Source organism: Novosphingobium kaempferiae (genome assembly GCF_021227995.1).
GTDB classification, from domain to species: Bacteria; Pseudomonadota; Alphaproteobacteria; order Sphingomonadales; family Sphingomonadaceae; genus Novosphingobium; species Novosphingobium kaempferiae.
This window is the reverse complement of sequence record NZ_CP089301.1, coordinates 1,071,183-1,091,576: the sequence shown is the minus strand read 5'-3', so window position 1 is coordinate 1,091,576 and position 20,394 is coordinate 1,071,183. Positions and strand designations below refer to the sequence as shown.

18 protein-coding genes and 1 riboswitch are annotated in these 20,394 nt (G+C 66.5%); of the genes, 3 read left to right on the top strand and 15 right to left on the bottom strand.

Features of this window, described 5'->3' with window-relative positions; translation table 11 throughout:
- Window positions 1-122 precede the first annotated feature (122 nt).
- From lpdA to LO787_RS04985, 7 genes are all read right to left on the bottom strand, one after another.
- On the bottom strand, window positions 123-1,523 hold the full coding sequence (gene lpdA, locus LO787_RS05015) for a dihydrolipoyl dehydrogenase (RefSeq protein WP_232494752.1): 1,401 nt from the start codon (window positions 1,521-1,523) through the stop codon (window positions 123-125).
- A 133-nt stretch (window positions 1,524-1,656) separates the two neighbouring features.
- Entirely contained in the window at window positions 1,657-2,895 is a 1,239-nt protein-coding gene (gene odhB / locus LO787_RS05010) for a 2-oxoglutarate dehydrogenase complex dihydrolipoyllysine-residue succinyltransferase (RefSeq protein ID WP_232494751.1), read from the bottom strand.
- A gap of 8 nt (window positions 2,896-2,903) precedes the next feature.
- Window positions 2,904-5,756, bottom strand: a complete 2,853-nt coding sequence (locus LO787_RS05005) for a 2-oxoglutarate dehydrogenase E1 component (protein ID WP_232494750.1) — start codon at window positions 5,754-5,756, stop codon at window positions 2,904-2,906.
- A gap of 193 nt (window positions 5,757-5,949) precedes the next feature.
- A complete protein-coding gene (sucD, locus tag LO787_RS05000) occupies window positions 5,950-6,840 on the bottom strand; it encodes a succinate--CoA ligase subunit alpha (protein WP_232494749.1) in 891 nt (296 codons plus the stop codon).
- A gap of 138 nt (window positions 6,841-6,978) precedes the next feature.
- Window positions 6,979-7,941 carry a malate dehydrogenase gene (gene mdh, locus LO787_RS04995; protein WP_232494748.1) on the bottom strand — a complete coding sequence of 321 codons (963 nt, stop codon included), beginning with the start codon at window positions 7,939-7,941 and terminating at the stop codon, window positions 6,979-6,981.
- A 728-nt stretch (window positions 7,942-8,669) separates the two neighbouring features.
- A complete protein-coding gene (locus tag LO787_RS04990; protein WP_232494747.1) occupies window positions 8,670-9,011 on the bottom strand; it encodes a hypothetical protein in 342 nt (113 codons plus the stop codon).
- Between the two features lie 169 nt (window positions 9,012-9,180).
- A complete protein-coding gene (locus tag LO787_RS04985; protein ID WP_232494746.1) occupies window positions 9,181-10,353 on the bottom strand; it encodes a cell wall hydrolase in 1,173 nt (390 codons plus the stop codon).
- A 171-nt stretch (window positions 10,354-10,524) separates the two neighbouring features.
- Window positions 10,525-10,718: riboswitch (cobalamin riboswitch) on the top strand.
- 124 nt (window positions 10,719-10,842) lie between these two features.
- Between LO787_RS04985 and LO787_RS04980 the strand changes: the two genes are divergently transcribed.
- Window positions 10,843-12,639 carry a TonB-dependent receptor domain-containing protein gene (locus LO787_RS04980; protein WP_232494745.1) on the top strand — a complete coding sequence of 599 codons (1,797 nt, stop codon included), beginning with the start codon at window positions 10,843-10,845 and terminating at the stop codon, window positions 12,637-12,639.
- A gap of 53 nt (window positions 12,640-12,692) precedes the next feature.
- On the opposite strand, the gene LO787_RS04975 is transcribed toward LO787_RS04980, so the two are convergent.
- Together LO787_RS04975 and LO787_RS04970 are read right to left on the bottom strand one after the other, a co-directional pair.
- Window positions 12,693-12,851 carry a hypothetical protein gene (locus LO787_RS04975; protein WP_232494744.1) on the bottom strand — a complete coding sequence of 53 codons (159 nt, stop codon included), beginning with the start codon at window positions 12,849-12,851 and terminating at the stop codon, window positions 12,693-12,695.
- 60 nt (window positions 12,852-12,911) lie between these two features.
- Entirely contained in the window at window positions 12,912-13,484 is a 573-nt protein-coding gene (locus LO787_RS04970; RefSeq protein WP_232494743.1) for a septal ring lytic transglycosylase RlpA family protein, read from the bottom strand.
- Window positions 13,485-13,608: 124 nt separating this feature from the next.
- On the opposite strand from LO787_RS04970, the gene LO787_RS04965 reads away from it, so the two are divergent.
- Complete coding sequence (locus tag LO787_RS04965; protein WP_232494742.1) at window positions 13,609-15,132, top strand: ABC1 kinase family protein; 1,524 nt, start codon at window positions 13,609-13,611, stop codon at window positions 15,130-15,132.
- 25 nt (window positions 15,133-15,157) lie between these two features.
- Here LO787_RS04965 and LO787_RS04960 read toward each other — a convergent pair whose 3' ends face one another.
- From LO787_RS04960 to dinB, 3 genes are all read right to left on the bottom strand, one after another.
- Window positions 15,158-15,529 carry a hypothetical protein gene (locus tag LO787_RS04960; protein ID WP_232494741.1) on the bottom strand — a complete coding sequence of 124 codons (372 nt, stop codon included), beginning with the start codon at window positions 15,527-15,529 and terminating at the stop codon, window positions 15,158-15,160.
- An 86-nt stretch (window positions 15,530-15,615) separates the two neighbouring features.
- On the bottom strand, window positions 15,616-16,014 hold the full coding sequence (locus LO787_RS04955; RefSeq protein ID WP_232494740.1) for a hypothetical protein: 399 nt from the start codon (window positions 16,012-16,014) through the stop codon (window positions 15,616-15,618).
- An 89-nt stretch (window positions 16,015-16,103) separates the two neighbouring features.
- The gene (gene dinB, locus LO787_RS04950; RefSeq protein WP_232494739.1) at window positions 16,104-17,219 is read right to left on the bottom strand and encodes a DNA polymerase IV; all 1,116 of its coding nucleotides are present in this window, start codon (window positions 17,217-17,219) and stop codon (window positions 16,104-16,106) included.
- Between the two features lie 91 nt (window positions 17,220-17,310).
- On the opposite strand from dinB, the gene LO787_RS04945 reads away from it, so the two are divergent.
- Window positions 17,311-18,576: a multidrug effflux MFS transporter gene (locus LO787_RS04945; protein ID WP_420847790.1), complete on the top strand. Its 1,266-nt coding sequence runs from the start codon at window positions 17,311-17,313 to the stop codon at window positions 18,574-18,576.
- Between the two features lie 21 nt (window positions 18,577-18,597).
- On the opposite strand, the gene LO787_RS04940 is transcribed toward LO787_RS04945, so the two are convergent.
- From LO787_RS04940 to LO787_RS04930, 3 genes are all read right to left on the bottom strand, one after another.
- Window positions 18,598-18,744 (bottom strand): lmo0937 family membrane protein, encoded by a 147-nt coding sequence (locus LO787_RS04940; RefSeq protein WP_232494737.1) that lies wholly within the window; start codon window positions 18,742-18,744, stop codon window positions 18,598-18,600.
- A gap of 89 nt (window positions 18,745-18,833) precedes the next feature.
- Window positions 18,834-19,778, bottom strand: a complete 945-nt coding sequence (locus tag LO787_RS04935; RefSeq protein WP_232494736.1) for a phytoene/squalene synthase family protein — start codon at window positions 19,776-19,778, stop codon at window positions 18,834-18,836.
- A 21-nt stretch (window positions 19,779-19,799) separates the two neighbouring features.
- Complete coding sequence (locus tag LO787_RS04930; protein WP_232494735.1) at window positions 19,800-20,393, bottom strand: LOG family protein; 594 nt, start codon at window positions 20,391-20,393, stop codon at window positions 19,800-19,802.
- Between the last annotated feature and the right edge of the window lies 1 nt (window position 20,394).

The following is a 20,394-nucleotide window of genomic DNA, read 5'->3' as shown; positions in this document are numbered from 1 at the left end:
CCCGTGGAACCATAGTCGCGGAGAAAGTCGCGAACGGCCAAGGTGGTTCCGCGTGGTTCCGCAAACGAAAAGGGCCGGCGCTTTCACGCCGGCCCTCTCGATTTTCGATGCGGGGAAACCGATCAGATGTGGATCGGCTTGCCGGTGACTGCCATCGCCGCTTCCTTGATCGCTTCCGAGTGCGTCGGGTGCGCATGGCAGGTGTAGGCGATGTCTTCGCTGGTCGCGCCGAATTCCATGGCCTGCGCGGCCTGCGCGATCATGGTGCCCGCCACCGAGGCGATGCACCACACGCCGAGCACGCGGTCGGTCTCGGCATCGGCGATGACCTTCACGAAACCGTCGGGCTCGTGGTTGGTCTTGGCGCGCGAGTTCGCCAGCATCGGGAACTTGCCGACCTTGACGGCGCCGCGCTCCTTGGCGGCTTCCTCGGTGAGGCCCACGCCCGCGAATTCCGGCTGCGTGTAGACCACGCCCGGGATCACGTCATGGTTCACGATGCCGGTCAAGCCCGCGATGTTCTCGGCGACGGCGATGCCTTCGTCCTCGGCCTTGTGGGCGAGCATCGGGCCGGGGATCACGTCGCCGATGGCCCAGACGCCGTCCACCTTGGTGGCGAAGTCGTGGTCGGTCTCGATCTGCGCACGCTGGTTCAGTTCGAGGCCGATCTTGTCGAGGCCGAGGCCCTCGGTGTTCGGACGACGACCGATCGAGACGAGGACCACATCGGCCTCGATCACTTCGGCGTCACCGCCCTTGGCGGGCTCGACGGTGACCTTGGCGCTCTTGCCTTCCACGGTCACGCCGGTGACCTTGGTGCCGAGCTTGAGGGTCATGCCCTGCTTCTTGAAGATCTTGGCGGCTTCCTTGCGGACGTCGCCGTCCATGCCGGGGAGCAGCTGGTCGAGGAATTCGACCACGGTGACTTCCGCACCAAGGCGACGCCACACCGAGCCAAGCTCCAGACCGATCACGCCGCCGCCGATGACGACCATCTTCTTCGGCACCGAGGTCAGTTCCAGCGCGCCGGTCGAGTCCACGACCACGCCGCCCGCGTTGTCGATCTCGACGCCCGGAAGCGGCGTGACCGACGAGCCGGTGGCGATGACGATGTTCTTGGCGGTCACGGTCTTGCCCGCAACCTCGACGCTGTGTGCGTCCTTGAACTGGGCGTAGCCCTTCAGCCAGTCGATCTTGTTCTTCTTGAACAGGAACTCGATGCCGCCGGTCAGGCCCTTGACCGCGTCGAGGCGCTGGCCCTGCATGGTGTCGAGGTCCAGTTCAGGAGTGACCTTGATGCCCATCTTGGCCATCGAGCCGCCTTCCTTGGCCGCCTCGAAGTATTCCGATGCATGCAGCAGGGCCTTGGAGGGGATGCAGCCCACGTTGAGGCAGGTGCCGCCCAGCGTCTCGCGCCCTTCGGCGCAGGCGGTCTTCAGGCCCAGCTGCGCCGCGCGGATCGCCGCGACATAACCGCCGGGGCCGGCACCGATGACAAGGACGTCGTAGTCGTAATCAGCCATGGTTCATTGGCCTTTCGTCACGCTTGGGCGGGCTTCGACAAGCTCAGCCTGAGCGGATTTCTTATTCAAGTGAATTCTTCCCCACTCCGCTCACCCTGAGCTTGTCGAAGGGCGAGCGGAGTGGGGTGCAACCTCAGAGGTCGATCAGGAGACGCGTGGGATCCTCGATCGCTTCCTTGATGGTCTTGAGCGCGGTGACCGCCTCGCGACCGTCGATCAGGCGGTGATCGTAGGACAGCGCGATGTACATCATCGGGCGGATGACGATCTCGCCGTTGCGGACGACCGCGCGGTCCTCGATGCGGTGGAGGCCCAGCACCGCCGACTGCGGCGGGTTGATGATCGGGGTGGACATCAGGCCACCGAACACGCCGCCGTTCGAGATGGTGAAGGTGCCGCCGGCCATGTCGGCCATGGTCAGCGTGCCTTCCTTGGCCTTCTTGCCGAATTCGGCGATGGCCTTCTCGATGCCGGCGAAGCCCAGCTTGTCGCAGTCCTTGACGACCGGAACGACGAGGCCGTTCGGGGCCGAGACGGCGATCGAGATGTCGACGTAGTCGTGGTAGACGATCTGGTCGCCGTCGATCTGCGCGTTGACCGCCGGGATGTCCTTGAGCGCCAGGACCGAAGCCTTGGCGAAGAACGACATGAAGCCGAGCTTGATGCCGTGCTTCTTCTGGAAGACGTCCTTGTACTTCTCACGCGCTTCGATGACGGCCGACATGTCGACGTCGTTGAAGGTGGTGAGCAGGGCGGCGTTGTCCTGCGCGGACTTCAGGCGCTTGGCGATCGTCTGGCGCAGACGCGTCATCTTCACGCGCTCTTCACCGCGCGCGGCCGGGGCGGCAGCGGCAGCCGGAACCGACGCGGCAGGTGCCGAGGCAGCGGGCTTGTTCTTGGCGGCTTCGAGGACGTCGTCCTTGGTGATGCGGCCGTCCTTGCCGGTGCCCTTGATCGACGCGGGGTCGATGCCGTGCTCCAGGATCGCGCGGCGCACGGCCGGCGACAGGACCGACGAACCGGCCGAGGCTTCCTCAGCCGCCGGAGCGGACGAAGGGGCCGGGGCGACGGCGGCGGCCGGAGCCGGGGTGGCTGCTGCCGGGGCAGCGGCCGGAGCTGCCGCAGGGGCGCCCGAACCGGCCTCGATCGTCGCGATCAGCGCGCCGACGGTGACGGTGTCGCCTTCCTTGGCGATCTGCTGGCCCATGACGCCCGCGTGGGGCGCCATGACGTCGATCGCGACCTTGTCGGTCTCGAGGCTGGCGATGGGCTCGTCAGCGGCAACGGCTTCGCCGGGCTGCTTCAGCCACTGGCCGATGGTGGCTTCGGCGACGGATTCCCCAAGGACGGGGACCTTGACTTCGGTGGTCATGATTTATCTCAAGCCTTCTGCTTGCGACGGAGTTCGGAACGGACGGAAAGATGCAGCGCGTCGGCAACCAGCGCCGCCTGTTCGGCGGTGTGGCGCTTGGCGAGACCGGTGGCCGGCGAGGCCGAGGCGGAACGACCGGCATAGCGCGGACGCGGGGCGGAAACGCCCGCGGCCTTGGCGGCTTCCTCGACCAGCGGCTCGACGAAGAACCAGGAACCGTTGTTCTTGGGCTCTTCCTGGCACCAGACGATTTCCTCGAGGTTCGGCATCTTCGACAGACGCTTGGCCAGCGGCTCGCCCGGGAAGGGGTAGAGCTGTTCGAGGCGGATGATCTGGGTGTCGTCGATCTCGGCGGCGTCGCGCGCTTCGAGCAGGTCGTAGAAGACCTTGCCCGAGCACAGCACGACCTTCTTCGTCGCCTCGTCCGCCGAACCGTTGGGATCGGAGAGGATGCGCTTGAAGTCGCCTTCGAGGAACTCCTTCGCCGTCGACTTCGCCAGCGGGTGACGCAGCAGCGACTTGGGGGTCATGATGACGAGCGGCTTGCGGAACGGACGGTGCATCTGCCGGCGCAGGACGTGGAAGTAGTTCGCCGGGCTGGTGATGTTGCAGACCTGGATGTTGTCCTGCGCGCAGAGCTGCAGGTAACGCTCCAGACGGGCCGACGAGTGCTCGGGGCCCTGGCCTTCGTAACCGTGCGGCAGCAGCATGACGAGGCCGTTCGCGCGCAGCCACTTGGACTCCGCCGATGCGACGTACTGGTCGATGATGATCTGCGCGCCGTTGGCGAAGTCACCGAACTGCGCTTCCCACAGGACGAGGGTCTTCGGGTCGGCGCTGGCGTAGCCGTACTCGAAACCGAGCACGCCGTATTCCGACAGCGTCGAGTCCAGCACCTCGAAGTGACCATGCGGCAGCGTGGTCAGCGGCACGTACTTGTGCTCGTCGGTCTGGTCGGTCCAGACCGCGTGGCGCTGCGAGAAGGTGCCGCGACCGCAGTCCTGGCCCGACAGGCGAACGCCGTAGCCTTCCGAGACGAGGCTGCCGAAGGCGAGCGCTTCCGCCGTCGCCCAGTCGAAGCCTTCGCCCGACTTGAACATCTCTTCCTTGGCTGCGAGCACGCGGGCGAGCGTCTTGTGGACGGTGAGGTCCACGGGAACGGTCGTCAGGGTGCGGCCGAGGCTTTCGAACAGCTTGGGCTCGATCTTCGTGTCGACGTTGCGGCGCGCGGTCTCCGGGTCGGCGGGCTTGTGGAAGCCGCTCCACTGGCCGGAGAACCAGTCGGCCTGGTTCGACTTGTAGGTCTTGGCCGCCTCGAACTGCTCTTCCAGGTGGGCGGTGAAGGCCGCCTCGGTCTGGGTGAGGAACGTGTCGTCGATGACGCCTTCGGACTTCAGCTTGTCGGAATAGATCTTCGACACCGGCGGGTGCTGGCGGATCTTCTGATACATCAGCGGCTGGGTGAAGCCCGGCTCGTCGCCCTCGTTGTGACCGAAGCGGCGGTAGCACCACATGTCGATCACGATGTCGCGGCCGAAGGTCTGGCGGTAGTCGATCGCCAGCTTGCAGGCGAAGGTCACGGCCGCCGGATCGTCGCCGTTGACGTGCAGGATCGGCGCCTGGACGCCCTTGGCGACGTCCGAGGGATACGGCGAGTTGCGCGCGAACTGCGGGCTCGTCGTGAAGCCGATCTGATTGTTGATGATGAAGTGGACGCAGCCGCCGGTGTTGTAGCCCTTCACGCCCGAGAGGCCGAAGCACTCCCAGATGATGCCCTGGCCGGCGAAGGCCGCGTCACCGTGGATGAGGACCGGAAGCACCTGCTTGTGCTTGGCGTTCGGGCCGACGTCGTCGCCGATGTCGTCCGCGATCGCCTGGTAGGCGCGGACCTTGCCGAGCACGACCGGGTCGACCGTTTCGAGGTGCGACGGGTTCGGCATCAGGCTCATGTGGACCTTGGTGCCGTCGAACTCGCGGTCGGTCGAAGTGCCGAGGTGGTACTTCACGTCGCCCGAGCCGCCCACGTCCTCGGGGTTGGCGGTGCCGCCCGAGAATTCGTGGAAGATCACCTTGTAGGGCTTGGCCATCACGTTCGCGAGGACGTTCAGGCGGCCGCGGTGGGCCATGCCGTACACGATTTCCTTCACGCCGAGCTGGCCGCCGTACTTGATGACGGCTTCGAGCGCGGGAATCATCGACTCGCCGCCGTCAAGGCCGAAGCGCTTGGTGCCGACGTACTTCTTGCCGAGGAACTTCTCGTACTGCTCGCCGCGGACGACAGCCTGGAGGATCGCCTTCTTGCCTTCCGGCGTGAACTCGATCTCCTTGTTCGCGCCTTCCATGCGGTCCTGGAGGAAGCGACGCTCCTCCGTGTCGGAGATGTGCATGTACTCGAGGCCGACCTTGCCGCAGTAGTTGGCGCGCAGGATCTGCACGATCTCGCGAACGGTCGTCCACTCGAGGCCGAGCGCGCCGCCGACGTAGACCTTGCGGTCCTGCGCGGCGCCGGCGAAGCCGTGGTATTCGGGGGTCAGGTCAGCCGGAAGCTTGCGCTGGTTGAGGCCCAGCGGGTCGAGGTCCGCCGCGAGATGACCGCGCACGCGATACGTGCGGATCAGCATCATCGCGCGGATTGCATCGGCCGCCGCTTCGTCTATGCGGGCCTGATCGATCGGAGCGCCGCCGCTCTTCGCGGCCGCCTTCTTGATCTCGGCCTTCAGGACGGTGGGGTCGAGCCCCTGCGTCCAGTCGTCCTCGGCGTCACCGCCGACGAGGGGCCAGTTGCCGCGCTTCCAGCTGGGACCGGCCTGGGGCTCGTCGAGGCCCATGTCCGGGGTGAAATCGAAACTCTCGTCGCCCATAGGAATCACCTATCGCCACGCCCGGACAGGCTTGTCCGACGTTTTCAGTTTGGCGGGCTGACGGGGTTTCCGGGGAGGAGGGCCGCTAGTCCGCTAGGTACTCACGCCGGGGCCGGATGCCCCATGCGCGTCATGGTAAGCGCCCCGGGGCGACGCGGTTCCGAAGAAGCGCCGCCCCGTTGCACCTGTATTGTCAGGCGAAAGCCTTGATGGCTTCCACCAGCGTCTCGCCAAGCAGCGAGGGGCTGGCCGAGACCTTGATGCCGGCCTCTTCCATCGCCGCGATCTTTTCCTCGGCGCCGCCCTGGCCGCCCGAGACGATCGCACCGGCGTGGCCCATGCGGCGGCCCGGAGGCGCCGTGCGGCCGGCGATGAAGCCCGCCATCGGCTTGCGACGGCCGCGCTTGGCTTCGTCCTTGAGGAACTGCGCCGCTTCTTCTTCGGCCGAGCCGCCGATTTCACCGATCATGATGATCGAGGTAGTGGCGTCGTCGGCGAGGAACAGTTCGAGCATGTCGATGAAGTTGGTGCCGTTGACCGGGTCGCCGCCGATGCCGACTGCGGTGGTCTGGCCGAGGCCGGCTGCGGTGGTCTGGAACACGGCTTCATAGGTAAGCGTGCCCGAGCGCGAAACAACACCCACCGAACCCTGCGAGAAGATGTTGCCCGGCATGATACCGATCTTGCACTCGTTCGGGGTCAGCACGCCGGGGCAGTTCGGGCCGATCAGGCGCGACTTCGAACCGACGAGCGCGCGCTTCACCGGCACCATGTCGAGGACGGGGATGCCCTCGGTGATGCAGATGATGAGTTCCATCTCGGCGTCGATCGCCTCGAGGATGGCGTCGGCGGCGCCGAACGGCGGCACGTAGACGCACGATGCGGTGGCGCCGGTGGCGGCCTTGGCTTCGTGGACCGAGTTGAACTGGGGCAGGCCGATGTGGGTCTGGCCGCCCTTGCCGGGGGTCACGCCCGCAACCATCTGCGTGCCGTAGTCGAGCGCGGCCTGCGTGTGGAAGCTGCCGGTCGCGCCGGTCATGCCCTGGGTGATGACCTTGGTGTTCTTGTTAACGAGGATCGACATCGGTTTTCCTGTTCCTGATCGTGGAAGCAGCCGGAGAAGGCCGGGGAGGTTCCAAGAAACTATTTTGCCCCTGCGCTACCCGCCATTGTGAGAGGGTGTCTCTCGGGCCGGCAGCGCAGGGGCGGGTATTAGAAGCTCTTAGGCGAGCGTGCCGTCGATGCCCTTGCAGGCGACCAGCAGTTCCTTGACCGCGTCGACCGAGACCTGGAGGTTGGCCTTGGCTTCGTCGTCCAGAGCGATCTCGATGACCTCTTCGACGCCGTTGGCGCCGATCACCGCGGGCACGCCGACGTAGAGGCCGTCAACGCCGTACTGGCCATCGACATAGGCCGCGACGGGCAGGATGCGCTTCTGGTCGTTGAGGTAGGCTTCGGCCATGGCAATGCCCGAGGCGGCAGGCGCGTAGAACGCCGAGCCGGTCTTGAGCAGGCCGACGATCTCGCCGCCGCCCGAACGGGTGCGCTGCACGATCGCGTCGATCTTTTCCTGGGTGGTGCGGCCCTGCTTGATGAGGTCCGGAACCGGGATGCCGTTGACGGTCGAGTACTGCACGACCGGCACCATGGTGTCGCCGTGGCCGCCGAGCACGAAGGTGTTCACGTCGCGGATCGAGACGCCGAATTCCCAGGCGAGGAAGGTCGAGAAGCGCGCCGAGTCCAGAACGCCGGCCATGCCGACGACCTTGTTGTGCGGGAGCCCTGAGAATTCACGCAGCGCCCAGACCATCGCGTCGAGCGGGTTGGTGATGCAGATCACGAAAGCGTCGGGTGCGTTGGCGGCGATGCCTTCGCCGACCGACTTCATCACCTTGAGGTTGATGCCGAGCAGGTCGTCGCGGCTCATGCCGGGCTTGCGGGCGACACCGGCGGTGACGATGATGACGTCGGCGCCGGCGATGTCGGCATAGTCGTTGGTGCCGGTGATGCTGGCGTCGAAGCCTTCGACCGGGCCGCACTGCGAGAGGTCGAGAGCCTTGCCCTGCGGGAGACCTTCGGCGACGTCGAACAGGACGATGTCGCCCAGTTCCTTCTGCGCCGCGAGGTGGGCCAGCGTGCCGCCGATGTTGCCGGCGCCGATAAGGGCAATCTTCTTACGAGCCATGATCCGTTCGTGTCCTTCCCGAGGGCGGGATTTTCCGGACTTCAAGGCGGCCTGCGCTAATCCCGCAAATGGCAGGTGCCGGTGTTTGCGAACGCGGCCCTACGCCCCTTGGCAGGCCATTGCAACCGCCAAAGGGTCTATTCGGCCCTCTTTTATTTGATAATAGTTCGCAATTGCAACAGGCTAGGTAAATTGGCGGAAATTAGCCGCTTTGTTCACCTGTCGGCAATGTTTCGAAAGGTCCGGCGCGGTCATTCGAAGGTATCGGTCGCCCTTGTGACGGGCGCAAGTCCCTTGTGTGCGACTCGTCGGAACGCGAGCACGGTCTGGGTCGGCGAATCCGGGTGGGGTGGATGTGGGGAGTGGGAAACGGCGACGGCGGATCGGCCGGTGGATAGGCCTCCTCGGCTCGTCCCATTGCGATCAGCCCGCCCATCTCGTCATCGCCTATCCCTTGTCGTCATTGCGAGCGAAGCGAAGCAATCCAGCGCAGCCCGCGCCGCGCAGGATTGCCGCGCGGCTTCCCCGCTCGCAATGACGAGGGGGCGAAGCGCACCCGCTCTGCCGTGGTGCCGCTTGCCTCGTATCCCTACTCGTCATTCCCGCGAAGGCGGGAACCCATCTCCCGAGGGTGCCTATCGAGCAGGCATGAGTTGGATCCCCGCCTCGGCGGGGATGACGTCTATAGGGGGAGTAATTAAAGGTTGGGCAGCGACCCGCCCCGGCCCTCAGCCGCGAAGGCGGTGCGCCACGGCGACGGCCATGCGGCGGTCGAGATGGCCGCAGATCCCCAGCCAGCGCGTGCGCGCGGGCACGTCGCCGCGCTCATGGGCGGCTTCGGCCTCGATGCGCGCGCGGTCGGCGGCCGAAAGGCCGTGACGGGCGAAGTGCATGAGTGCCTCGGCGATCCCGGCATCCATTGCGATGTTCGGGCTGTTCGATACGGCGCAGAGCATGGGCCGCGTGCGAGCAGCGTTGTCGTTGGCGGCGTCGAGAGGGGCGCCGGTGCAGAGCACTCCGGCAATGGCCGGCATCGTCCCGTTCATGGCGGCGGCGAAGCGGATGGTCATGGGCGCGGGATCTCTCTTTAGTATCTGATGTCGACGGATAGACCGTCTAGCCCGGAAGGCACTAAGCCATCATGCAAGGACTTGGTTTCCCAAGTCTTGACGATACCCCTTAGGGAGAACCCCGTGGGTGTTCCGCTGCAATCGATTTAGGTTATCGAGCGGGGGGAGTTCAGTTCGAGGGGCTGGCGATCCAGCGGCCGGAGTTGGCGTACTCGGCCTTGATCCCCTGAGATCCGGGGAGGTTCTGCGCCTTGTAGAGCGCTTCCCCGCCGCGCGCCTGCACTTCGGTGGAGTAGGCGGGGGCGGGCGTGGCCGCGGCGACCGGTTGCGCGGCGGCAGGCTCCGCCTTGGCGGGCTGGGCGAGGCCGAAGGCGCGCTGCACCGCCAGCGGATCGAGCGCGGCGGCAGCAGCGGCGGTGTCGGCGCTGTCGTCGTGACGGTGCGGTGCGGCAAGCGGCTCGCCGCCGAGGTAGGCGAAGCGGAACGTCGCCGCGCTGCCAGCTGCGCCCCGGAATGCGTAAAAGCGGTGCGCGCCGATGGTGCTCAGGTACTGCAGGCTCGGTGCCCAGTAGGGATTCACCTGGACGGTATGGTAATGCGTGGCGAGGCCGACCGGCGCATAGACGTACCCGGCCAGCGCCGCGCGGGCGACGTTCTCCGCCCGCTCCCAGAACATGCGCTGCGGGTGGCGGGCAAGCGATCCGTCGCAGGTGAACGAGAACTGGCAGCCGGTCGATCGCTCCGAGCCCTGATAGACCACGCCGCACACGGTCTTGGGATAGGCAGGGTGCGCGACGCGGTTGAGCACGACCTGTGCCACCGCGCGCTGCCCGGCGTCGGGCTCGCTCGCCGCTTCGTAATAGATCGCGGCGGTCATGCACTGGAGCGCGCGGGTACGGTCGACGCCGGAATTGTCGACATAGAGCGGCCGCGCGGTGGGGAGCGGGCCGGACACGCTGTCGTCGGCGTCGGAACGGATGCCCTCGCCGACCTGAAGCGGGCGGACCTCGGTGTCGAGGTAGTAGAAGGCCGATCCGGGAAAACTGGCGCCGCTCTGCTCGAACGGCATGGGCAGCGGCCCGCTTTCGGCCTGCGTGGCGTCGGCGATGGCGAAGCTGTCCCATCCCTCGGGCGCGGCGAAGGCGGGCAGCGCGACGGCGGCGAGCGCGGTCACGCCGAAGGTCCAGCGGCGGCGAAGCACGACGGGTCGATGGCCGACGCCGCGCGAACGGCGCGGGTAGCGGGCGACGAAATCGCGGGGACGCTCGAAGTGCTCCTCTCCCGAATCCACCGGGCGCGCCAATGCGGCGTCGGTTCCGGCAGGGGAGGGTTCAGGCGCCACTAGGTTCCTTTCAGTGCATCTGTGCAAGATCGCCGTAACCCGCCTTTTCCTGCGGCGCACGGCGTCTTTCGCGGCCGTCCCGTTGCGGCACAGCAACGCCCTCTACGCCTAATGACTTAAGAAATTGGGTGAGTCGCGGCGGCGCTTGCCAAGCCCGAAAGCCGCGGTTATCCGCGCCTTCACGTCATGGGTTGCCCGCAAGGGCCTAAGAGGGAAGTCGGCTGCGAATGCCGGCGCTGCCCCCGCAACTGTGACCGGGGAGGCCCCCTCCACCAAGCCACTGGCTCCGCGAAAAGCGGGCCGGGAAGGCGAAGGCGGGCCGACGATCCGGGAGCCAGGAGACCTGCCCGTTGACGGTCGTTCCGCAGCCGGACGGGGTGTTCCGGATGCAGCGAGTGTGACGCGTCGGAAGGAAGACGCGCACGCCTCCGCCACGAACGGCAAAGACGTTCAAGGTTCGGAGGAAGTGCTATGAAGTATCTGTTTTTGTTGAGTTCCGCGTTTGTGCTGAGCACGCCTGCGATGGCGGAGGCGGACGAGCAGATCGTCGTCACCGCCACTCGCGAGCCGACCCCGATCACGCAGGTAGGCCAGTCCGTCAGCGTCGTCACCCGCGACGAGATCGAGCGCGTCCAGGCGACCACCGCAACCGACGTTCTGTCCCGCATTCCCGGCGTTTCGACCGTCCAGTCCGGCGGTTTCGGCCAGCCTTCCAGCGTCTTCGTGCGCGGTGCGGAGAACGCGCAGAGCCTCGTCCTGATCGACGGCGTGCGCATCAACGACCCCGGCGACGTCGGCGGCGGCTTCGATTTCGGCGCGCTGCCCATCCGCCAGTTCGACCGCGTCGAGGTCGTGCGCGGATCCTCGGGCGTGCTGTGGGGCAGCCGCGCCATCGGCGGCGTCATCAACTTCATCACCGCCCGACCGACCGAGGAATGGACCGCGCGCGGCCAGGCCGAATACGGCTGGCGCGACCGCAGGCAGGCGAGCGTCTCTGCGGCCGGTCTGGTCGGCCCGGTGGGCCTGACGCTGGGCGGAAACTGGCTGAAAGGCGACGGTTTCTCCGCCTTCAACGAACGCCGCGGCGCTACCGAGAAGGACGGCTTCGAGAGCAAGAGCGCCAACGCGCGCGCCTCGATCGAGTTCGCGCCGGGACTGTCGGCGGACGCCGGCGGGTTCTACACCAAGGCGAACTACGACTACGACAACACGGGCGCAGATGCGCTCAACCTGGGCATGAAGCGCGATACGCTGGGCTATGCGAACCTGCGTTACGCTGGCCTCGACGGCCGGTTGAACGCGCGGATCGGCTATGGCCTGAACGACACCCGCCGCATTTCCGATGACGCGGTGTTCGGCCCCTACACCACCAATGGCCGCACCGAGCGGTTCGAAGGCCAGATCAGCTTCGCGCCGGTCGAGATGGCCTCGATCCTCGTCGGCGGCGAGACCGAGAAGCAGAAGTTCGACGACAATTACGGATCGAAGGACTCGACCAGCATCGACAGCCTGTTCGGCAACCTGACACTGCATCCGCTTGCCGGGCTCACCCTGAACGGCGGTGTGCGTTACGACGACAATTCGGACTTCGGGCACAAGACGACCCTGGCCGCCAATGGCGCGTGGGTCATCGGCACCGGCGTCGATGCGCCCGTTTTGCGCGCCAGCTACGGCGAGGGTTTCAAGGCGCCCTCGCTCTACCAGCTCTACACCAACGCAGGCTTCCGGGCGCTCGATCCGGAGACTTCCAAGAGCTGGGATGTCGGGCTTGAGCAGCCGTTTGCCGAGGGCACGGGCCGTTTCACGCTGACCTATTTCGACCGCAAGACCCGCAACCTGATCGACTACGACCTGGCGAACTGGAACTACTACAACGTAGGTCGCGCGCGCGCCAAGGGCGTCGAGCTGGGCATGCAGGTGACGAACTGGCAGGGCTTCGACGTCAACCTCGCCTACACGTATCTCCACGCCACGAACGAGATCACCGGTGCGCTTCTGGCCCGTCGGCCGAAGAGCAACCTGTATGCGAGCATCGACAAGGTCTGGGAACTTGGCCTCAAGCTGGGCGCGGACCTGAGGGTCGGCGGCGGTCGTTATGACGATACGGCCAACACCCAGTACGTGGGCGGCAATGTCGTCGTCGGACTGCGCAGTGCGTTCGCGGTGACCGACAACGTTGAAATCTACGGGCGGGTCGAAAACCTGTTCGACGAGCACTACGAAGTGGTACGGACTTACGGCACCCCCGGCCGATCCGCTTATGCGGGTATCCGCGTCAAGATGTGAGAACAGGAACGGCGCCGCTTTTCAAGGCGGCGCCGTTTCGGCCTTTCAGCGGCTTAGCTCGCTACGAAGCGCCCCTTTGACCATACGCGCATCGGCTCTTCGCGCCTGTCGGCTTCGCGGCGATGCTCATCGCGCTGGCGGTCGAAAATGAGCGATCCGGTCTCCCGCGCGAAGCGGCTGCGGCGGAAGGGAATTTCGGCTCCGATGGTCATGATCTCTCTCCTACTGGAGAGGCAACGCCGAAAAGCAGGTCTGGGTTCCCGGACGCGTGCCTAGCGCGTACCCACGCCGCGTGCGAACTGATCCTGCAGGTTCGACAGCGTGCGTGGCGGGACGGACGGCAGCGAACGAGCGGGTTTTCCCTTGCGCAGAGCGGCCCGGTCCTTCTCTGCAGGCTCGACTACGCGGACACGCACTGCCGCCTTGCCCTGCGTGCGCATGCCGAGAAGTTCGGCAGCGCCGCGCGAGAGATCGATGATCCGCGCGCTTTCGCCGAATGGGCCGCGGTCGTTCACGCGAACGAGAATCCGCCGCCCGGTGTCGAGCGAAGTCACTTCGACATAGGCGGGAAGGGGCAGCGTCTTGTGCGCGGCGGTGATCCATTTGGGGCGGAAACGCTCGCCATTGGCGACCTGGTTGCCGCTTTCCGAGCCATACCATGTCGCGTAGCCGAGCATGTCGTAATCGGGCTGGGCGGCAGGAGTATAGGTCGTTCCGCGCACCTTGTAGGGCGGGCCAACGCGCACCGGGACATCGCTGACGGGGCGATACTTCACGCCGCCGCCACATGCCGCGAGAACGGCGGCGAGGGCGAGGACGACTGCACTGCGGATGAGGCCGGGCATTGTAGGAGCCTAACCCCGGCGGTCGCGCGCTCCAACGCGGGGCGGCGCGCTTTCCACAAGCGTGGCAGGAACCTGACCCCAACTCCGCCGGTTTTGCGATACCTTTCGCAGCCAGGGAACCGCGATGCCGACAATCCTCGAAACCGTGAGCGTCGCCGCACGCGACCGGGCGCGCATGGCCGAAGTGAGCGCCGTGATCGCCCGCTTTGGACTGGACTCGCTGCTCGCGCGGCTCGGGCTCGGTGGCGAGGCGCGGGAGGATGCGGACCTGCCGACGCGGACGCGTCGGGCTCTGGAGGCACTGGGGCCGACTTACGTGAAGCTCGGCCAGATCCTCGCGACGCGGCGCGACATGCTGACGGACGAGTGGATCGCAGCCTTCGAACAGCTTCAGAGCGATGCTCCCCGGCTGGCTTTCGACACGCTGCGTCCGAGTGTGGAGGCGGCGCTGGGCGAGCCGCCGGAAACCGCGTTCGCCAGTTTCGATACCGAACCGCTGGCGGCGGCATCGATCGCGCAGGTCCATCGCGCGACACTTCACGACGGGACGCAGGTAGTCGTCAAGATCCGCCGCCCCGGCATCCGCAAGGCCATGGAGGCCGACCTGCGGCTGCTGCGCCATCTCGCCGCGCTGGTCGAGGCGCGCAGCGTTGCTGTGCGCCGGATGATGCCGTCCGCCATGATCGAGCAGTTGGGCCGCGAGATTCTCGACGAACTCGATTTCACCAACGAGGGTCGCAACGCCGATCTTCTGCGCTCCGACCTCGCCTCGATCCGACAGGTAGTGGTGCCTCGCATCCACTGGCAGCACACGAGCGAGGGCGTGCTGGTGATGGACTATGTCGAGGGCGTTCCCCCGCGCGATCCGGAGGCATTGCGGGCGAAGGGCATAGATCCGTCGTCCATCGCCGATCTCGGCGCGCGGCTGGTGCTGGAGATGGTGCTGGTCAACGGGCGCTTCCATGCCGATCCGCATCCCGGCAACCTGCTGTGTCTCCCCCCGGTGGAGACCGGCGCAGGGGGCCGTCTGGCCCTGCTCGACCTCGGCTCCGTGGGGTTCGTGTCGCCCCGTCGCCAGCACGAGTTCCTGACGTTCATCCTCTCATTGCGAGGCAACGATCCGGGCGGTGTGGCCGACATGCTGGGCTTGTGGTCGCAAGCGGGCGAGGTGCCCCGCGAACGCCTGCTGGTCGCGTCGGAGCGCCTGGTCGCGCGTCATGGGACGGGAGCGCTGGTGCTCAACGCGATGGTGGCGGATTTCTTCCCGCTGCTGCGCAAGGAAGGACTGGTGCTGCCGCCCGACCTTGTGCTGATCTTCAAGGCCATGGTCACGATGGACGGCGTTCTTGCCGGTATCGCGCCGGACTTCGACTTGTCCGAAGCGCTCACCGCCCTGCGCGGGCGGCTGCTGGCATCACGGCTTCAGACGCTGGCGGGTCCGGACCGGCTGGAGGCAATGCTGCTCGAACTCTCGCGCCTCTCGGCGGATGCACCGCGCCTGATGCGCGCCGCCACGGCTCGCCTTGAGCGGACGGAGGACAAGCAGGCGATTTCGGACAACTCAGGTGCGATCAGATATGCCGGCATCCTGATCGCAGCGTCCATCGCGGTTCATGCTGTCGTCAATCTGGCGACGGCGCTGATGTGACCGGGATTGAGCGTTGCGTTTCAGATCACCGATTGTCGCAGCGGTCGTAATATCCGGCGCGGCAGGCGGCTACATCCGCCTTCCAGTCGCGCACTGCCTGTTCGTATTCACGGCGTTGGGCGGCATAGTCGCGACGCATCGCCGTGTAGTCGGCTGACTCATCTTCGTCGTCCGACGAAGTCCGGCCGCGTGCGGCTTCGTAATCCTGCCATCCCCGCGCGTAGCCTGCGTCACGCTGGCGCACGTATTCCGCCTGACGGCGGTTGAGTTGCTGGATGACGGCTCGATCACGGGCGATAGCTTGCGGGGTCATCGTCGGGTCTCGTGGATCGTCCGCGAGCACAGGCATCGAGCACGACGCCACGACCAGCATGCCGAACCGAACCACGCGCCCCATGATATTCCAACCCCATCAAACCCGATGAGGCTCCATGCACTCGCCGCAGCGCGGATGCAAAGCGCTTGCGGCGAGCGGTTCGTCGCTTATCTGCCGGGAGAGGGAACAGGCGGCTCAGCGGGGCACTCTGCGGCGCTGCCGTTCCAGCAGGCGGGGTTGGTGCGTTCCCATTCCTTGCGGTCGGAACGATAGGTATCGACCGCCGTATCGTGCTGCCTGAGGGTATCGGCGTAAGCTGAGTCCTGACGGTCAGCCTGCATCTGCGCCGAAGCCACGGCTGCCTCATAGCGCTGCTGGCTGGCGGCGTTGTCTGCAAGTTGCTGGCGGGCGACGGCGGCCTGTTGTTCGTTGAAGCGTTCGCGCCGTGCTTCGGGGTTGCCCGGCTCGGGTATGCTTGAGGCCGCCTGCCGATCGGCTGCGACGGCGATGGTGGGGATGGCCGAAGCAAGCGCGGCCACGGCCATGATACGATGAATGGGGCGCATGGATAATCTCCAGGTTGCTACCCGAAGAAAACGGCTGGCCGCGCACCGCGTTTCGCGACCCGACCCGCCACCGTACCGGCCCGCCGACGCTAGAGCAGAGACAATTGCCCGTTCTTCGCCGCTTTCGTGCCTTCGTCATGCTGCTCAAGCGCAGAGAGCGTCAGGCCCATCAGCCGGATCGGTTGGGGCAGGGGCAGCATGTCTTCCAGCAAGGCGTGCCCGATCGCGGAGAACTCCGCCTTGTCGGCGACGAAGTGATGGAGCGAGCGGGCGCGGGTGAGGGTCTGGAAGTCGGCGTAGCGCAGCTTCATCGTCACGGTGCGGCCACGCGCCTGCGCGCGTTCGATGCGCTCCCAGACCACATCGACGATATGGTCCATCGTCTCGCGCAGGGTGGCGGCATCCTTGATGTTCTCGAAGAAGGTGCGTTCCCCGCCTACGGACTTTCTTGGTCGGTCGGCGCGGACCTGCCGCAGATCGACGCCGCGTGCGGCCCGGAACAGGTATTCGGCGAAGCTGCCGAAATTGGCGCGCAGGAAGGCCAGATCCCTGGCGGCAAGATCGGCTCCGGTCTCGATGCCGAGGCGTGCCATCTTCTCCGCCCCGCGCGGACCGACGCCGTGGAAGCGACGCACCGGCAGCGCGGCGACGAAAGCCGTGCCCTCGCCGGGACGGATGACGCACAGGCCGTCGGGCTTGTTCTGGTCACTGGCGAGCTTGGCGAGGAACTTGTTGTACGACACCCCCGCGCTGGCCGTAAGCTGTGTCTCTGCCTTGATGCGGCGGCGGATCTCCTGCGCGATCCGGGTCGCCGAGCCGATGCCCTTGAGGTCTGCGGTGACGTCGAGATAGGCCTCGTCCAGCGAGAGCGGCTCCACATGCGGCGTGTAGTCGAGGAAGATCGCGCGGATCTGCTGGCTGACCTCGCGATAGACCTCGAAGCGGGGTTTCCGGAACACGAGGTCCGGGCATAGCCGCACCGCTCGGGCCGAGGGCATTGCCGAGCGCACGCCGAACTTGCGGGCTTCGTAGCTTGCCGCCGCGACGACGCCTCGACCTGACGAGCCGCCGACCGCCACGGGAAGTCCGCGCAGTGACGGATCGTCGCGCTGCTCGACGCTGGCGTAGAACGCGTCCATGTCGACATGGATGATCTTGCGCAGGCCGTCGGCTTCCGGCTCGTCCTGTTCATCCTGCGGTGACATGGTGCATCATATAGCCTCGTTGCCCGTAAATGCGCCATGCCGAGCGCATTAGGGGTGGCTAACCCCGCATATCTGCGGCATGCGCCAGCGCATGCACTCCCCTGAAGCCAGTTCCAAGCCGTTCCCCATGCGGGAATTCGAGTTCGTCGCCATGATGGCGTCCTTCCAGGCGCTGCAGGCGCTGGCGATCGACGTCATGCTGCCGGCGCTGGGGGCGATCAGCAACGACCTGCACTTGGCCGACCCCAACCAGCGCCAGCTCATCATCGGCGTGTTCCTGATCTGCGCGGGGCTGGGCTCGCTGTTCCCGGGTGCCATCGCCGACCGCTACGGTCGCCGCCCCGTCGTACTGGTGGCGATTGCGGGCTACATCCTGCTTTCGGTGCTCTGCGCCATTTCACGCAGTTTCGAGCTGCTGCTGGTCGCGCGCGGGGTGATGGGAGCGGTGACGTCCTCGATGATGGTCATGCCCATGTCGATCCTGCGCGACCGCTTCGACGGCGACCGGATGGCGCGCACGCAGTCGCTGGTGGCGATGACCTTCATGGTCGTGCCGATGATCGCGCCGATGATCGGCCAGTCGGTGCTGCTCGTCGCGGGATGGCGCTGGATCTTCGGGATCATGGGCGGGCTTGCGGCAGTGGTGTTCCTGTGGGCCTGGGTGCGACTGCCGGAAACGCTCGATCCGGCGAACCGCCAGCCCGTGAAGCTGGGCGTCGTCGCGGGCAACATGGGCATGGCCCTGCGCGAACGTTCGGCGGTGGGCTATTTCCTCGGCGCGGCTTTCGCCCAGGGGGCGATGTTCGGCTACCTCAACAGCTCGCAGCAGCTGATCGGCGAGCACTTCGGCGCGGGTACGTGGTTCCCGGTGATCTTCGGCTGCATGGCGCTGGTCATGGCCTGCACCAACTTCACCAATGCCCGCATCGTCGAGCGCTTCGGCGCGCGGCGTGTATCGCATGCCGCGCTGCTGACCTACATCGCACTCGCATTCGTGCATCTCGCATTGGCTTGGAATGGCGAGACGCTGTGGGTCTTCCTGCCGCTGATGACGATGTCGATGTGCATGATGAGCTTCATGGGCGCCAACTTCCAGGCGATCTCGCTCCAGCCCTTCGCGCGTATCGCTGGGGCTGCGGCGTCCGTGATGTCGTTCGTGCGGGTGGTGCTCGGCGCGGTTCTCGGCTCGCTGATCGGCGCGGCTTATGACGGGACGGCGCGACCGGTGATCGGGGGCATGGTGGTCTGCGGCCTGATCGCGCTGGCGCTGGTGCTCTATTCGGAACGGGGTCGGCTGTTCCGCCGCCTCAATCCGCCCGAGTTCTATCGCAAGGCGCCGCCCCCGGTCAGTCACTGAGGGCGGCGTAACGCGGCAGGACTATACCCTGCGACCCCGGAAGAGCTGGACCAGGCCGACGACGATCGCGATCACCAGCAGCAGGTGGATCAGCGCGCCCGATACCTTGAAGACGACCAGTCCGAGCAGCCAGAGCACGACTAGAATGGCGGCGATGGTGAATAACATTGGCGTTCTCCCGAAGCGTTGAGTGCGGGGGAAACGCGTAAGATCGGATCAGGCTCCCGGATTTGTTTCCGGGTTGTAACGGGCAGTGGTCAGTGCGCCATCGCCGCCAGCTCACGCCGGGACGGCGCCGGTTTCGGCGCGGGAATGGGTGAGCGGCGCGCTTCGCCAAGGGCTTGCGCGACGAGACGCAGCTTGTCCGGCCTGCTCACGCTGACACGGTGATCCCAGGCATGGATGCCGAGCCGCTCCACCTCGCGGGCAATGCCGCCGTAGATGCCTGCGGCCGAAAGCACGGCCCAACGCTGCCGGAAGGCGAGCTGCGCGGCGCCAACCCGCGCCGATGCCTCGTAATCCCGCGCCAGCGCGCAGGCACGGGCAACCAGCGGGACGAGGGCATGCCGGTAATGCGGCTTGGTCACTTCGCCCGGCGGGATATCCGCCTCCGCCAGCCATTCCTGCGGCAGATAGCAGCGACCGTTGGCGTCATCCTCCCAGACGTCGCGCACGATGTTGGCGAGCTGGAAGGCGAGGCCGAGGTCGCAGGCGCGGTCTAGGGTGTCCTCGTCTTCCGCAGGGACGCCCATGACCGCAGCCATCATCACGCCGACGGCACCCGCGACGTGGTAGCAGTAGCGCAGCATGTCCGCTTCGGTGCGCGGTCGCCAGTCAGCGGCATCGAGCGCGAACCCGGCAAGCACGTCATCGACCATGGCAGGCGTCACCGGCGTTTCGCGCATCACCACGCCAAGCGCGTCGAACGCGGGCGTGCCGGTCGCCTCCCCGGCCATCGCCAGTTCGGTCAGCGTGCGGATCGTGGCGAGACGGGATTCCGGGTCGAGGCCGCCGGGGGAAGAGGCGCCGCCGTGATCCTGCTCGTCGGCGATGTCGTCGCAGGCGCGGCACCAAGCATAGAGCAGCCAGACACGTTCGCGCGTGGTGCGGTCGAACAGGCGGCTGGCGGCGGCGAAGCTCTTCGAACCCCTGCGGATCGATTCATGCGCCGCCGCGACGAGGGCAGGGCGGTCAAACGGCATGGATGGCCCGGCCCCGGCGCATCACAGCGTGTTCGGATCCATGTTGACGATCGGCACGATCGGCTGGTGCGCGCGCATGCGGGCGAGCAGCGGGTCCAGTTCGGTCTCCGCAAGGATGATGTTCTGGTGCGCGGGGCGCACGAAGCCGACTTCGGCCATGTGGCGGTTGAACGCCAGCAGGCCGTCGTAGAAACCGAAGGCGTTGAGGATGCCGACCGGCTTGTTGTGGTAGCCGAGCTGCGACCAGCTGACCGCCTCCCACAGCTCGTCCATGGTGCCGACGCCGCCGGGCAGGACGAGGAAGCCGTCGGACAGTTCGGTGAAGGCCGCCTTGCGCTCATGCATGGTCTGCACGATCGTCAGTTCACAGTCGTAGTTGGCGACTTCGCCGCCCTTGCCGCCCTTGCCCGTGAGCGCTTCGGGAATGACGCCGATGCACTCGCCACCGGCGGCAAGCGCGGCTCCGGCGACGGCACCCATCAGGCCGAGGCGACCGCCGCCGTAGACGACGCCGATGCCCTGCTTCGCAAGCGCGGTGCCGACATCGGCGGCAAGCTGGACGTAACGCGGATCGGCGGGCGTGGCAGAGCCGCAATAGACGGCGAGGCGCTTCATT